This is a genomic window from Achromobacter sp. FW305-C-30-7, from assembly GCF_058783105.1.
This window is the reverse complement of sequence record NZ_JBYSYI010000001.1, coordinates 1,006,157-1,020,723: the sequence shown is the minus strand read 5'-3', so window position 1 is coordinate 1,020,723 and position 14,567 is coordinate 1,006,157. Positions and strand designations below refer to the sequence as shown.

At 62.4% G+C, this 14,567-nt stretch carries 13 protein-coding genes; 8 read left to right on the top strand and 5 right to left on the bottom strand.

Translation table 11 applies throughout. From position 1 onward, the window contains the following. The first annotated feature begins 134 nt into the window (after positions 1–134). The 7 genes from AC3WOB_RS04705 to AC3WOB_RS04675 all read left to right on the top strand — a co-directional run bounded on the left by AC3WOB_RS04705 (position 135) and on the right by AC3WOB_RS04675 (position 8,244). Positions 135–1,130: a Bug family tripartite tricarboxylate transporter substrate binding protein gene (locus AC3WOB_RS04705; protein WP_492274333.1), complete on the top strand. Its 996-nt coding sequence runs from the start codon at positions 135–137 to the stop codon at positions 1,128–1,130. A gap of 14 nt (positions 1,131–1,144) precedes the next feature. Next, on the top strand, positions 1,145–2,671 hold the full coding sequence (locus tag AC3WOB_RS04700; protein WP_492274332.1) for a M81 family metallopeptidase: 1,527 nt from the start codon (positions 1,145–1,147) through the stop codon (positions 2,669–2,671). Between the two features lie 349 nt (positions 2,672–3,020). Beyond that, on the top strand, positions 3,021–4,304 hold the full coding sequence (locus AC3WOB_RS04695; RefSeq protein WP_492274331.1) for a pyridoxal phosphate-dependent decarboxylase family protein: 1,284 nt from the start codon (positions 3,021–3,023) through the stop codon (positions 4,302–4,304). Positions 4,305–4,347: 43 nt separating this feature from the next. Beyond that, positions 4,348–5,469, top strand: coding sequence for an ABC transporter ATP-binding protein (locus AC3WOB_RS04690; RefSeq protein ID WP_492274330.1), 1,122 nt, complete (start codon positions 4,348–4,350; stop codon positions 5,467–5,469). An 11-nt stretch (positions 5,470–5,480) separates the two neighbouring features. After that, positions 5,481–6,527 carry an extracellular solute-binding protein gene (locus AC3WOB_RS04685; protein WP_492274329.1) on the top strand — a complete coding sequence of 349 codons (1,047 nt, stop codon included), beginning with the start codon at positions 5,481–5,483 and terminating at the stop codon, positions 6,525–6,527. Positions 6,528–6,529: 2 nt separating this feature from the next. Beyond that, a complete protein-coding gene (locus tag AC3WOB_RS04680; RefSeq protein ID WP_492274328.1) occupies positions 6,530–7,384 on the top strand; it encodes an ABC transporter permease in 855 nt (284 codons plus the stop codon). Positions 7,385–7,410: 26 nt separating this feature from the next. Next, positions 7,411–8,244 (top strand): ABC transporter permease, encoded by an 834-nt coding sequence (locus AC3WOB_RS04675; protein ID WP_158307672.1) that lies wholly within the window; start codon positions 7,411–7,413, stop codon positions 8,242–8,244. 23 nt (positions 8,245–8,267) lie between these two features. Here AC3WOB_RS04675 and AC3WOB_RS04670 read toward each other — a convergent pair whose 3' ends face one another. After that, positions 8,268–9,167, bottom strand: a complete 900-nt coding sequence (locus AC3WOB_RS04670; RefSeq protein ID WP_492274327.1) for an arginase family protein — start codon at positions 9,165–9,167, stop codon at positions 8,268–8,270. Between the two features lie 148 nt (positions 9,168–9,315). Beyond that, the gene (locus AC3WOB_RS04665) at positions 9,316–10,497 is read right to left on the bottom strand and encodes an MFS transporter (RefSeq protein ID WP_013396124.1); all 1,182 of its coding nucleotides are present in this window, start codon (positions 10,495–10,497) and stop codon (positions 9,316–9,318) included. Positions 10,498–10,823: 326 nt separating this feature from the next. Between AC3WOB_RS04665 and AC3WOB_RS04660 the strand changes: the two genes are divergently transcribed. Then, the gene (locus tag AC3WOB_RS04660; protein ID WP_013396125.1) at positions 10,824–12,038 is read left to right on the top strand and encodes a GGDEF domain-containing protein; all 1,215 of its coding nucleotides are present in this window, start codon (positions 10,824–10,826) and stop codon (positions 12,036–12,038) included. A gap of 71 nt (positions 12,039–12,109) precedes the next feature. Here the strand turns inward: AC3WOB_RS04660 and AC3WOB_RS04655 are convergent, their stop codons facing one another. From AC3WOB_RS04655 to AC3WOB_RS04645, 3 genes are all read right to left on the bottom strand, one after another. Further along, positions 12,110–13,126 (bottom strand): hypothetical protein, encoded by a 1,017-nt coding sequence (locus AC3WOB_RS04655; protein WP_013396126.1) that lies wholly within the window; start codon positions 13,124–13,126, stop codon positions 12,110–12,112. A gap of 1 nt (position 13,127) precedes the next feature. After that, on the bottom strand, positions 13,128–13,709 hold the full coding sequence (locus tag AC3WOB_RS04650) for a hypothetical protein (RefSeq protein WP_013396127.1): 582 nt from the start codon (positions 13,707–13,709) through the stop codon (positions 13,128–13,130). A gap of 130 nt (positions 13,710–13,839) precedes the next feature. Continuing rightward, positions 13,840–14,448: a hypothetical protein gene (locus AC3WOB_RS04645; protein ID WP_013396128.1), complete on the bottom strand. Its 609-nt coding sequence runs from the start codon at positions 14,446–14,448 to the stop codon at positions 13,840–13,842. Between the last annotated feature and the right edge of the window lie 119 nt (positions 14,449–14,567).

The window sequence follows — 14,567 nt, the reverse complement described above, 5'->3', positions numbered from 1 at the left end:
GAATTTCGCACGGCGCACTCCGGCGTCCTTGCCTAGCTACGTGGCAAGGGAATTCCCTAGCGTTATTTTGTGATCACATTATTTTCCATAAGTGATATATTTCTGGAACAAAATCGACACTCCGGGGATTCGACATGGCCAACACCACGTCCCAGAATTGCAGCATTGATGCCAGCCCACGCGCGCACATAGCCCTCGCCGCCTTCCTTGCCCTCTCGAGCCTGGGGACAGCCGCCGCGGCGGCAGACTTTCCCAAGAACGAAATTCACCTCGTCGTAAATTACGGCCCCGGTGGTAACACCGATGTCGCTGCGCGCGTTCTGGCCAAGGGCATGGAAGCTAGACTGGGCCGACCCGTGGTGGTCGAAAACAAGCCCGGTGCGCTCGGCACGCTCGGCCCAAGCTACGTCGCACGCCAGGCGCCAGATGGCTATACCGTCGGCGTGGTCACTTATTCCACACAGGCCATCCTGCCGCACCTGATGAAGCTCCCCTATGCAGATCAGGATTTCGCCTTCGTGGCTGGCGTGGGACGGTACCGTTACGGCATCGTGGTGCGGGCCGATTCCCCCTATCTCACCCTGCAAGACCTGCTGAACAACGCAAAGAAGGGAGATGGCGTTTTTCTGGGCTCACCCAGCGCTGCAGTCAACCTCGCCGTGCTCGATCTCAGTCGCCAGACCGGAGGCAAGTTCGAACAAGTCTTGTACAAGTCCGGCACCGAGACGGTTAACGCCCTGCTGGGCAAGCAAATAGACGTCACCGTCGCGAACCCCTCCGACGTTCTAGCGCACCTGCAAGCCGGCAAACTGCGAATGATTGCGTCAGTGGGTCCGATGCGCTGGCCCGAGTACCCAGACGTACCAACGCTTCGGGAGAGCGGCTGGCCAGTACAGATCGATGCCTCGATCGGGCTTGCAGCGCCGCTTGGCACTCCGCCCGAGGTGCTTGCCATTCTGCAGGATGCAGTCATCGCAGCAGTCCGTGATGCCGCGACGCTCGAGTCATTCGACAAGTTGGGCATGGACGCAATGCCGCTGAACGGCGCCGAGTATGCCGCACAGTTAAAAAAGGGCCTCCAGGAAATGGGGCAGATGATCCGCGACACGCAAATGCCGCGAGTCAACTGAGCGTCTGAACTGGCATGAAAACCGGATCCTTGAAAATTGTTGTTGGCGGCTTTTTCCACGAGACACATGCGTTCAGTCCTCGCCGAACCACGGCAACTGCATTTGCATGGCTCGAAGGCCCCGAGCTCATATCCGAGATGCAAGGCGCGGGCACGACCTTGGGAGGCATTGTTTCGGAACTGACACAGCGGGGACACACGGCCATACCGGCCCTCTTCGCCGAAGCTGCGCCTGGCGGCCCCGTCGATGAAGACGTGTACGAGAACCTCGTAGCGCGGTTCAAGACAAGCATAGAAAGCACTCTGGAGCGATTTGGACGAATCGACGGCATCGCGCTGGAGCTGCATGGCGCCATGGCCACCGCGTCGATTAGCGATGTCGAAGGCCACTTCCTTAAACTCTTGCGCGCCTGGGTGGGCGAGGACGTGCCAATTGCCGTCGGCCTGGATCTCCATTGCCATATAACGGCCGACATGCTGACGGCGGCAGACATTGTCAGCGCCTGCAAGGAAAACCCGCATCGCGACGTCATGGACTGCGGGCGCCGCTGCGTCCAACTGCTGGAGGCTGCAATCCGAAAGAAGATCAGGCCGGTTTCGGTACTCACCAAGGCTCGCATGATTCTGCCAGGGAATGCCGACACCAGTTCAGGCCCGCTCCAGGCGCTGCACGAGCAAGCCCGCCAGATGCTGCACCAACACCCAGCGGTACTGGATATTTCCCTGCTCAACGTTTTTCCCTACGCCAACGGCCAGGCCATGGGCCAAGGCGCGCTGGTCATCGCCGATGGCGATGCCGTGCTCGCCGCCAAGCTGTCCGCAAAGCTGGCGGGCGATTTCTGGCTTCGGCGTGATGAATTTCCAGATACGCTACCGACCACGGAAGCAGCTCTCGACAAGGTCCAGGAAAGTCCCAATGAACGCCCGTTTCTTCTGGCGGATATGGGAGATCGCGTGCTTGCTGGAGCGCCTGGCGACAGCATTGAAATCCTGCGTCATGCCCAGCATCGCCAGCGGCCGCTGCGCGGCGCCGTAACAGTGACCGATGCAATCGCGGTCCAGGACGCGCATGCGCTCGGCGTCGACGCTCGCTTCGTCGCCAGACTCGGGGGCCTTGATACGCCTGGCCTGTCGTCACTGGAAACCGAGGTCGAGGTCACCGCGTTGGGACCGGGCAGCTACGTCGTGAGCGGGCCATACAAGCAGGGAACGTTGATTCAACTTGGCCTGACAGCGACCTTGCGCCTGCCCGACGGTTCCGTCGTCATCGCCACCAGCCAGCCCGGACTGATTCACGATCCGCAGGGGTTCCGCAGCCATGGCGTCGAACCGGGCGAATTCGATTTTGTCGGCATCAAGTCGGGCTACCACTTCAAGCTGAACTTTGCGGGCATCGGGACAGCGCTCGCTGTCGCCACCCCAGGCCTCAGCATTTACGCTCCCGGCCGTTACGCCTGGAGTGATAGTCGGATTTGGCCCGAGCACGACGTAACGGCGGCGCCCCTCCTGGGGCCATGGTATTCGATCGATCGTTTCGCCTAAGCCGGCGCGGCGCATGGCGCGCCCGTATCGGGCCGGCTATTGTCACTGCGGCCCGGCGCATCGACGCAAGCGCTCGCCACGGTAGTCCGTCTTGCCGCCCCGCGCTGTCGGAACGCGGCATCTTTCATGCCTAGCCGATAGGCCTGCTCGCAAAAGACCCGATCACATTGAACGTCGACCTTCCGGCGGGCATACGCGCGCCCATGGAACTGGGCGTTCTCACGGAAATCGCGGATCCCCCTGGATCGTCCTGGCCGCATACGGGAATTCCCGATCCATTTTTGTGATCACAAATTTAATAGTTCGTGATATCTTAATTTCTCATTCACTTTCACATAAAGCACCTGCCATGACCACGCCTCATTCCCCTCTATCCCCGCGAATCGAATTTCCAGCCACCGGCACGCCCTGGCCCGCGCTGGAGAAACGCCTGGATGACGCCAAAAATGGGGACTACCGCTGGGACGAAGGCAGGATGGCGCTCTATGTCTACTGGCTGGATGACGCGCTCGGCGCCGTATCGAAGAACGCCTCGGCAAAGTACTTCATGGAGAATGGCCTGGGCCGCAAGGCGTTCCCCAGTGTCCAGCGCCTGGAATCGGAAGTCATCGACATGGCGCTGTCCCTGTTCAATGCTCCGGCTGGCGCCGCAGGCAGCTTCACTTCGGGCGGGACCGAGAGCATTTTCCAGGCGGTGAAATCGGCGCGTAGCCTGAAAAGGGCGACTGGGGTCGCCGCCGGCCATGAACGGCTCAAGATCGTGGTCCCGCGTTCAGCGCACCCGGCGTTCAACAAAGCCGCGTATTACCTGGACATGGACGTGCAGCGCATTGCCATCGGCGACGATTTCCGGGTCGACGTCCAGGCGCTGAATGCTGCCGTTGACGATCGCACGGCACTGATCGTGGGTTCCGCTCCTGCATATCCGCATGGCGTCTACGATCCGATCGCGGCACTTTCAGAGGTCGCGTTGAAACACCAAGTTCCACTGCATGTGGACGCGTGCGTGGGCGGCTTTCTCGGCCCGTTCATGAAGCTCAATGGCGAACCCATTCCTGACTTTGATTTCTCGCTGCCTGGCGTCACAAGCATCTCGGCCGACATCCACAAGTACGGATTCGCCGCGAAAGGCGCCTCGCTGATTCTTTATCGCAACGAAACCTTCAAACAACACCAACGCTTCGAATTCGACGATTGGCCCCGTGGCCACTACGAGACGGACACGTTTCTCGGCACACGCCCCGCCAGCCCCGTCGCCTCGGCGTGGGCGGTCTTGAATTACCTGGGCACCGAGGGATATCGGGGTATCGCCAAGATCGTGGCCGATACGCGCAATCGCATGATTCGAGGGATCGAAGACATCGAGGGTTTGGAGGTACTCCGTCCTCATAGCGAGCTTTCTTTCGTGCTTTATCGATCGCGAGATTCGTCGGTCGACATCAACGCTGTCGCTCAAGAGCTGGACAAAAAGGGATGGTTCGTCGGCGTCGGCGTGGATCCCGTGGCAATCCACTTCATGGTGAATCCGGTGCACCAATCGATCATGGACAGCTACCTGGACGACCTGCGCGCAGCCGTCAAAAACGTACGCGATAACAAGCTGACGGCGCAAACCAACGCCCATACCTACTGAGCACCCAAACACTGTAGCGCCAACAAGAATAGGGGGAGTCGATATGACAGCAATCACCATTGCGAAACTGTCCAAGCATTACGATGGCACGACCGCCTTGCGAGATTTGAATTTGCACGTGGAACAGGGGGAGTTCCTGACCATCCTCGGCCCAAGCGGCTCCGGCAAGAGCACTACGCTGGCCTTGATAGCCGGGCTTACGCTGCCCAGCGAAGGAGCAATTTTCCTCGGCCCGCGCGACGTCACCCGACTCCCCCCTGCACAGCGCAACATCGGTCTCGTCTTCCAAAGCTATGCACTCTTTCCCCATTTGTCGGTGCGCGAGAACATCGCGTTTCCTTTGCGAATCCGGCACAACGATGCCGCCGCAATAGACAAGAAGGTGAAGGAAGTGCTCGCGTTGCTGCGCCTGGACGGTCTGCAGAGCCGTCGGCCCGCGCAGTTGTCCGGCGGGCAACAACAGCGTGTAGCGCTCGCTCGAGCCTTGGTCTTCCAGCCCGACATCCTGCTGCTGGACGAACCCATGGGAGCGTTGGATAAACAACTGCGCGAAGAGGTGCAGGTGGAATTGCGGCGGCTGCAGCGTTCTCTGGGTACGACGACCATCCTTGTTACCCACGACCAGGAAGAGGCATTGTCCATGTCCGACCGGGTGATGCTCCTTGCCGATGGCATGATGCAGCAAGTCGGGTCGCCACAAGAAATCTACACACGGCCAAGCAATTCGTTTGTGGCCGGTTTTCTGGGTACCGCCAATTTCCTGCGCGGCCGTCTTGCGACGGCAGACTCCAAGCTCATTCTTGACCTTGGAGAAGGCGAGAGGCTGGTAGTCCATCCCTCGGGCCTATCACAGCCACCAACGGACGGCGATCTCGTGCAGGCGATCGTCCGGCCCGAACGGGCCACACTATCCGCCCCATCTGCCGGGCACGCGGGCCTCAGAGGGCGCGTCCTGGACATTGTCTATCTGGGGCAGTCCATACGCTATCACGTCCAAACCAGCCAGGCGCGTCCGTTCATAGTCGCCGCCAGCGACGAAAAAGTCCGGTTCGCTATTGGAGACCATGTGGTTCTCTCATGGCCTGAAGACGCCGTCTGGCTGCTTCCGGAGAAACACCCCGCCGAATTGGCGCATCCCCCCGCCACTGTCACCCACCTGCACTAACGGAGTCCTTCATGGAACGTCGTACTTTCATCAAGTCGTCGCTGGCTACCATGGGCGCATGCGCCACCCCCACCCTGGTGCGTGCCGCAGCACCAGCGTCGGCAACGGTCAAGTCCATACGCATCATCGCGGCCGGGGGCCAGTCCGGCGAGGCTCTCCAAAAAGGTTACATCGATGCCTACACCGCGCGCACCGGCATCACGGTGCAACGGGAAGACACTACCGGAACGCCCCTGGGAAAACTGCGGGCGATGGTCGAATCCGGGCGCATCGACGCCGTGCTGCACGAAATCGGCGGCCCCGCCTTGGCCCAAGCCATGGCGCTTGACCTGCTGGCGCCTTTGGACTGGGCACGGATCGATCCCGATGCGATGTTCCCCGAGGCGCGGCACACACATGGGATGGGGTATCAGTATTTCTCGGTCGCGCTATCCGGACGGGCCGATGCCACTCCCTTGTCCAACTGGAAGGATTTCTGGGATACCACGAAGTTTCCGGGCTGGCGTTCACTGCCCGATATCCCGTACTACTCCCTACCCATCGCGTTGCTTGCCGATGGCGTGGCGCCCGAGAACCTCTACCCAATCGACTTCGATCGAGCCTTCGCCAGCCTGGAGCGGATCAAATCGCACGTACCGGTATGGTGGTCCAGCGGCGCCCAGCCCGCGCAATTGCTATTGGATAACGAAGTCCGCTACGCCGCCTCCTATTCGGGCCGCGTTGCGGGGAACTCAAAGCTGCGCCTGGAATTCAATCAGGGGCTGCTGAATATTGGTTACTTCGTCATGCCGCGAGGCGCCGCGCCGGCCCAAGCCAGCGCCGCCTTTGGTCTGCTCCATCAGATGACGCTGCCCGCTTCCCAGGCAGAGGCGGCGAAGATCATCCCCTATACCGGCAATAGTCCCTACCTGGACAAGCTGCTCCCGCAGGACAAGCTGGCGCAGTTCCCGACGAGCCGGGCCAATCGGGAAGTACAAATCCTCCCCAATGAAGCATTCTGGGCCGCCCATGCCTCCGTGGTCGAAAAGCGGTGGCAACTCTTCAAGCTAGGGCTTTGAAAATGCACCCGACGAAAAAAAGCGCTACGCTGCCGCGCAGCAGCCGGGCGGAGCTGAAGCTGGTCGCGCCATTGCTCATGCTGATGGTATTGGCTTTCAATCTACCGCTACTCGACACACTGATCCGCAGCTTCGGCTGGCCCCATCCGACGCTGGCGCACTATGGCGAGCTACTCGGCTCGCCGCTCTATCTGAAGGTCATCGCCAATACCTTCATCATCTCCGCGCTCGCCACGCTGGCCTGCATGGCGCTAGGCTATCCCTTGGCATACTGGATCAACGGTCTGACTCCCAGAGCACAGCTCTTCGCCCTTGCGCTCGTGGTCATCCCATTCTGGGTTAGCGTGCTCATCCGTACCTATGCCTGGATCATCCTGCTGGGCAACGCCGGCATCGTCAACGGCCTGTTGCAAGCTGGCGGTCTCATCGACGGTCCGATCGCATTCTTGTACAACCGCGGCGGCGTAACCCTCGGCGTGGTCAATGCCCTGCTGCCCTTTCTGGTACTGCCCCTGTACGCGGCAATGCGCAAAGTCGATCCAAGACTCCTGCATGCGGCGCGATCCCTGGGAGCGACGGAATGGACGGCATTTTGGCGAATATTCTTGCCGCTGACTCTGCCCGCGCTCGCAGCGGGAGGACTATTGGTGTTTCTGATGGCCCTCGGCTTCTACGTCACACCCATGATTCTGGGTGGCGGACGCGTACCAATGCTGGTCAACATGCTGGATTTGCTGATCAACCGCATGCCCGACTGGAACCTGGCATCCGCCATTTCCATCGCTCTGCTGCTTGCCTGCCTGGCGCTGTACGCCACAAGCAGAAGACTTGGGCGACTCAATCTACGTTCGTCATGAGGTCTCCCATGTCGTCAAGGCTTCTAATGGAAGAATCCAAGGCTATGCAGGACAGCAAGAGAATCCGCAAACCAGGCCCCGCCATACTGGCCGTCTACGCATCTCTTGTCCTGTTCTTCATTTGCATTCCCGTCGCCATCGTGGTGCCGATGTCCTTCTCGAGTTCCAGTACCCTGGAGTTCCCCCCGCCTGGCTACTCGTTGCGATGGTACGAAGCATTCTTCGGCGACCCGCGATGGATCGAAGCACTCCAGAACTCCGTATTCATTGCACTGATTTCGAGCCTTATCGCTCTTTGCCTCGGCAGCGTCGCCGCATACGGACTGGTTCGCGGCAGGTTCCGTGGCCGGTCTCTACTCGAGTTGAATTTCGCGGCGCCCATGGTGGTACCGCACGTCATTACAGGCGTCGCACTCTATATCTTCTTTGCCAACATTGGCCTGCTCGGAACCATGGGCGGACTTGTTCTGGCGCACGCGGTCCTGGCCGCGCCCTATGTCGTACTGGTGGTGTCCACCGGTCTGGCCGCGCTCGATGTCCGCGTCGAGCAGGTCGCCTGCACACTTGGCGCATCGCGCGCAATTGTGCTTTGGCGGGTGGTCGCGCCCAACATGGCTCCCAATCTATTCGCTGCCTGGCTATTCGCTTTCATGATCAGCTTTGACGAAATCACTGTCACGATTTTTCTGGCTGGGACGCACGACACGATACCCAAGCGCATGTTCACTCAGCTTCTCGAACGCATCGATCCCACCATTACCGCGGTCGCGACGATGCTGGTCGCGGTTTCCATCCTGATGGTGGCAGCAATTGCCGCGCTGATGCGACGCCCGAAATTAGAGCGCAGCAGCACTGGGTAGAGGTTGCGTTGCGGCATCCATGTTTACACCGACGACCCTGCCGTTCCGAGGGCTGCAGCCAGCAAATCGACCAGGCCGCGCCCGGCGCTGCCATCTTCGTCGAGATGCGGATTGTAGATAGTGATCTCAAGGCCGACTGCCTTGCCGCTCGACAGCGCAATCCGCAGCGCGGCCGTCAGCTCTTCCCACGACAAGCCGCCAGGCACGCGAAAATCGACAGCAGGCATGATGGCGTCGTCAAGGCAGTCTGCGTCAAGGTGGATAAAGAAGCCGTCAAGCTCCGCTCGCGTCAGGTGATCGACTGCCTGGCGCGCAGCAGCCTCGATGCCCATCGAACGCACTGCGGGGAGATCAAGCGTCTTGAGCGTTTCGGGAAGAGGCTGGCTCCCATACTCCTTTTGGTCGTCGTGATCGCGATACGCGAACGCAACTACGTCTTCAGGGCGGACTAGAGGACCGCGCCCTTCGATGTCGGTTAATAGCGGCGGACCGTAGCCGGTGACGAAGGCTAGGTCCATCGAGGCGCCTTCCCCGTTGGGTTCCGCCTCGGGCTGGAAAAAATCGGCGTTGCCGTCGATGAAGAGCAGACCATAGCGGCCGCGCCTGCTAAACGCGAGCATGGAACCCAGCAAGATTGTGCAATCGCCGCCTAGCAGAACCGGAAACTCGCCCGCGTCGAGCACCGCTTCCACCGCGTCGGCGAGCTTGGGCGACCACGCCGCAATGGCCTTGGCGTTCAGGGTGCCAGTGTCAGGATCGGGCGTCGGATCCTTGGGAGGTACAGCCAATCGCCCGACGTGGCGCGCATGGATACGCTCAGCAAGGCCGTGGGCCAGGAGCTGATCAGGCAGGCGCTCCACACCGTCGGTCGCCAAGCCTAGCGTGGAAGGGGCTTCGAGGATTGCATAGGAGAGAGTCGGCATCAGCGTCTCCGCAGGCGGCTATTCCGCAGAAAATATGATGTCAGACTACAAACTACAGCGCGAAAGCTCAATCTGGCACCCTATCTTCCGCTGCCCTGCCGGGACGCGGACGGCTCCCGATGCGAGTGGGAGGCCTGGAACAGGGCTCTCAAGCCTGCGCGTTACGCGGCAGCCAGCGCCAGAACACGCCGGCCGCCACCAGGCCCAGCGTGCCTACGCCGAACGATGCGCCGCCGAGCGACACCAGGGCGGTCAGCACCGACAGCGCCACGGGCCCGCCGCTCGAGCCGAGGTCGGCCATGAAACGCCAGATGCCGAGGAACTGCGTGCGCGCGCCCGCTGGGGCGGCGTCGGCGCCCAGTGTCATCACGATGCCCGATCCGATGCCGTTGCCGAAGCCCAGCACCGCCGACGCCAGGATGAAGCTCGCCACTCCGTCCGTGAGCGGGATCGCCATCAGGCTCAGTCCCATCAGCAGCGTGCAAGGCAGTGCCACCCACAAGCGGCCGCGCTGGTCCATCACCTTGCCCGCCGGATAGAACACCGACATGTCGACTGCGGCGACCAGCCCGTAGATAAGCGACGTGGTGGCGGCGTCGAGGCCCAGATGGTCTGCCCACAGGGGAATCACCACCTGGCGCGACGCGCGCAGCGCGCTGATCAGCATCACGCCCACACCCAGCGTGGCGTACACGCCGCGATGGTCGCGCGCGACCTCGCCCATGCGCGCGCGCGGCGCGCCCGCGCCCGCTCCACCCGAGGGCTCGATGTCGGGCGCCTTGATGGCGATGAATCCCGCGCCGAGCATGGCGCAAACGGCAATCCAATAGGCGCCGTCGAGCCCCAGGAAATGAATCAGCGCCGCGCCCGCGAAGGGGCCGAAGAAGGTGCCGATCCGTGTCGTACCGCCGAGCGTGGACAAGGCGCGCGCCCTGTACGTCAGCGGCACGACTTCTATCATGTAGCTCTGGCGCGCCAGCTGAAACACCGACTGCGCGCACCCCTGCATCAGCATGGCCAGCGCCAGCACCCAGAGATTGGGCACGCCGATCACGAGCAGCAGGCCGACCACGCTCAACACCGCCGCGCCGGCCATGGCGCGCTTCTCGCCGAAGCGATGGGTGATCAGCGCGGACGGAATGTTGGAAAGCAACGAGCCGACCCCGATGAGGGCGGCGATCAGGCCGGCGGTCGCCATCGACGCGCCCTGATCGCGCGCGGTGAGCGCGATCACGGGAAGGATGGCGCCGTTGCTGATGCCATAGAGCAGCGACGGGCCGAACGCCGGCACGGCGATCTGCTTCAGATTGAACGAATCGGTTTGCGACATGGCGGGAGGTGAGAGATCGGCCGCCCGCCGCCTTGCCCCAGGGCAAGGGACCGGTCCGGCAGCCATCGGCGCGGAATGCCGAAAGTGTAGCTGGAGCCCCGCGCGCCCGGCTGTCGGCCAGCTGACAGCCGCCAGGTATCTCCCGGGCTGCTCAGCGTCCGGCGTATACCGGCTTTCGCTTTCCGGCGAACGCGGCTGCAACGCTTTGACAATCCTTGACGGTTAAGTCCTGGCGATACATTGCGACACACCGTAATATTTCTCACGCAAATTGTGTCGGCCGAGCATGCGCTCGACTGGGTACTGTTCCACGTATTCGCCTGTCCATGCCCGCAACCCTTCTTGAATGGTCCGTGCCCGCGGCGATCCTGATGTGCGCCATCGGACTCTGCGCCGCACGCTTCATTGGCTTCAATACGCTCCGGTGGGGCTACGCCCTGGCGTGCCTGGGCGTGGGCTACGCCGTCATGCTGGTGCAGGCCAGCGCACTTTCCCCATATAAACAGGTCGTCGAGGATGCTTTCATTCTGGGCGGCGTCATCCTGGCCTGCCGTGCCCTCCAAAGCCGCCGTCGCGGCCGGATTCCCCCCTACTTCGATGTTGCGGTCCTGCTTGCTTCGACGGCGATGGTAGTCGTCTCGGTAGTGCTGTTTGCCAGCGCAAGACTGGAGACGTTCTTCGTGCAAGCCTGTTGCGCGCTCGTGACCTGGCGAGCCGCGCTGTCCTTCGCCAGGCAGGCCGCGACTACGTCGGACAGGGTGCTCACCGCCGCATTCCTCTTCATCGCGCTGGTGTTGACGGGCCAGTGCATCCTGTACCTTGCCGCCCCGATAGCGCCGCTCGCAACGGGCGAATGGAGAACCTCTGTCTGGGGCATCCTGATCCAATACACCGGCCTGCTTGGAAGCATAGTCCTGACCTTCGCAGTCTTCATCGCCACGAGCTACGACGCCATAGAGAAATACCGCCGCCATGCCCATACCGACGCCTTGACGGGCCTGCTGAATCGCCAAGGACTTGATAACCTGCTTGCCTCCGCTTCCGGACGCCTTTTCTCGGATGCGGCGGCGCCGGCCGCGCTGATCATGGCCGACATCGACAACTTCAAACGCATCAACGATGACTTCGGCCATGCGTTTGGCGACATGGTGCTGGCGCGATTCGGCGCCCTGCTCAGGCCGCAGGCAGCCCCTCACATCCATGCAGCCCGGCTGGGCGGAGAAGAGTTCCTGCTGCTGCTGCCCGCGGCGAATCTGGAAAGCGCCACCGCGATCGCCGAGGATATCCGTACCAGTTTCGTGGCGCAGCGCTGGGCGCCGCAGGTTCCGAATTCGCGGTTCACTGCCAGCATGGGGGTGACCCTCATGCGAGCAGGAGAACCTTTCGCCAGCGCGTTGAAGCGAGCAGACGACCTGCTCTACGAGGCGAAGCGACGAGGTCGAAATTGCACGGTTGCGGGTGTAGCGCCGGCCGACACCAGGCATGGCCGCCACGAGCCTGGCGACAACGCAAGCACTCAAGCGTGTTGCGCACAGGTGTGATGTCACTGGCTCGGCCCGCGGCGCACGCAGCGATCCCGACAGGGCTCATTGCGGCGGGCAGCGCACCGCGCTCATAGCGTCATGACCGGCTCGTCTTCGATCCGAAAGAACAAGGCGCTCGGCCCCATGATGCCCGTCCCGTCCAGATACTCGAAGGCAACGCGCTGGCCCGGCGCGGCAGCTTGCCCGAAATGCTCGACCCGATACATCACGCCCCCGATGCGATAGTTGTGGACCAGCGTGGAAACGTTCGAGTTGGACGCGCGCAGGCGATAGGTCACGACTTCCTCGACCAATCCGCGTACCCCGTGCTTGTAGCGGGCGCGCTTCAGCCTGGGGCTGCGCATGCCCAGCACGAGCCCCATGAGGACGAAGAATGCGGCCAGCAGGATCAAGGGCCCCAGGAACAGGCTGCCGGCCAGCGGCACCAGCGCCAGCGCGTAGAAGAACTTGCGCAGGCTCAGTTCTTCCTTGCGCACGGTCTCGCGGTCGGCATCGCTGACTTCCTCGACCGAATTCCAGGCCTGCGCGCTCATCGGGTATTCAGCCCGCAATAGCACGGGCGGCGTACCGGGCAGCAGCGTCAGCAGATGCAGGCGCACGGGCAGGTTCGTCAGCGCCGCAGCCGTCACTGGCCGAAAGCCTTCGCGGGTGTCGCGCGTGATCTCGTTCCAGAACGGCAGGGCCACGTCCACGCGCTGCTCGCCGAAGATGTAGCAGATGCCGGGGATCTCGGCCGGAACGAAGCCGGTCAGGTGACCGGAAGCGATCTGCTTGGGTATCCGCCCCTTCAACGCCTGGTTGAAGCGGCGCCAAGCGCGCGGCAGCCGCAACAACCTGCGTCCAAGAAAGACCGCGAAGCACATCATCGCCACTGCGCACAACAGGACCACCACCCCGTCAGCGCCGCGGCGCAGACTGCGATCGGACGCGAACAGGACGACGAACACGATCGCGCTGCTCGCCAGCAGCAGGAACATCAGCCCCGCGAACACGGCCGTCAGGGATCTGCCGCGACGGCCACGGCGCAGCAGCACGATGTCCTCATCGGCCAGGGGTTCTTCCGTGACTTGCAGCATTGCGCTCATGCTACCCCGGCAGCTTGCCCTGCTTGCGCGCCGCGCGTTCGGCCAGCCGCTGCGCCATATCCTGCTGGCGCTGCATCAGATCGGCGATCTGTTCGGCGTAGAGATCGGTGAGGTCGCCGGCCAGCGGCTCCACATCGGTCAGGTCATCGATCGCCACGACCGTCCCCGCCTGGTCCAGGCCCCAGATCCGGCTACCGTCACCCACGATCTTCAGCACGGGCAGGATGCCGGACAAACCGGCCTCGGCGAGCTGGCGCTGCTGCGCCGAGATGCTGGCCCATTCGGGCAACTCCGGCGCATCGATGCCCAACAACACCAGACCGCGCCAGAAAGTCCAGGCGGGGCCGACCTCGAACTCCTTCGCATGCGGCCAGACTTCCTCGCGCGCCATCACGCACAGGCCGTTGGTACGCTGGCAGAAGGCCGCAAACGCCGCTGGCAGCGGGAAGCCTACAGCGGTCTCCAGACCGGCAATCGCCTCCGCATCGGGCGCGGGCGCGGCCACGACCTCAAAATGTTCGGTGTCCACGGGATCCAGGATTTCCCACATGCGTTGATGAAACTGTTCGGCGGTCATGGTCATGCAAGCATCCTGAAGCTAAGAAAAATCCTGGCTCGCCGCAAAGGCGGAAGCCTGGAGGGCGCACCACTATATCCTTGTTTGCGGCGGACCTGCCGATGCGAACGGATGGGCCACGGCGTGCCCAGCGCCCTCAGCCCCGCCGGCCAAACAGCATCGTCAATCCGAACAGCGCTCCCAGCCCGCCAACGATAGCCAGCGACATCGACGGCTCGCGCAAGCTCAGCGCCATGACCGCCGCACCCGCCCCCAGCACGATGATCAACAAGCCCGTCAGGCGTCCTGCCGTGGAACCATAGAAATGTGTGCGGCGCGCCGCCTGCGTACCGGCGGGCTGGCGCTTGTGCCACGCCGCCAAGGCCAGCTCAAACTCGCGCAACAGACGTTCACGTGTGGGCAGGTCCACTGCACTGACTAGCAACGTTGGCAGGCCGGGACGAACCAGCTTGAGATAATCGTCAGTGCCCCAGCGGGACAATTGCGCGAAGGCGACGGGAGAGCGGCGCGAAAACTCCAGCCCCTCGGACGTCACCTTGACGGTATTGCGTGTGGGAAAGCCCTTGAACGCCACCAGCGGCGGCACCAGCAACCCCAGCACCGCCAGCACAACCGCCAGAGCAATCGGCCCACGGTTGAACACCACCAGCATGAAGCTACCCGCCGCCAGGGCGAAGGCCAACGGCACCGACAACTGGTGCCATCGGGTATAGACCGAGGCCTGGATCCCTTCGTTGCTAGTCATGTTTGAGCCAATTGCATGTCGACTTCTCCGTGAATGACGCACGAGTCACGATCAGAGTGTAATCATGCGCCTGTGCGGAACCTGACGCGGCATTGCCTCCAAGCGCCAAATGGCCGCTT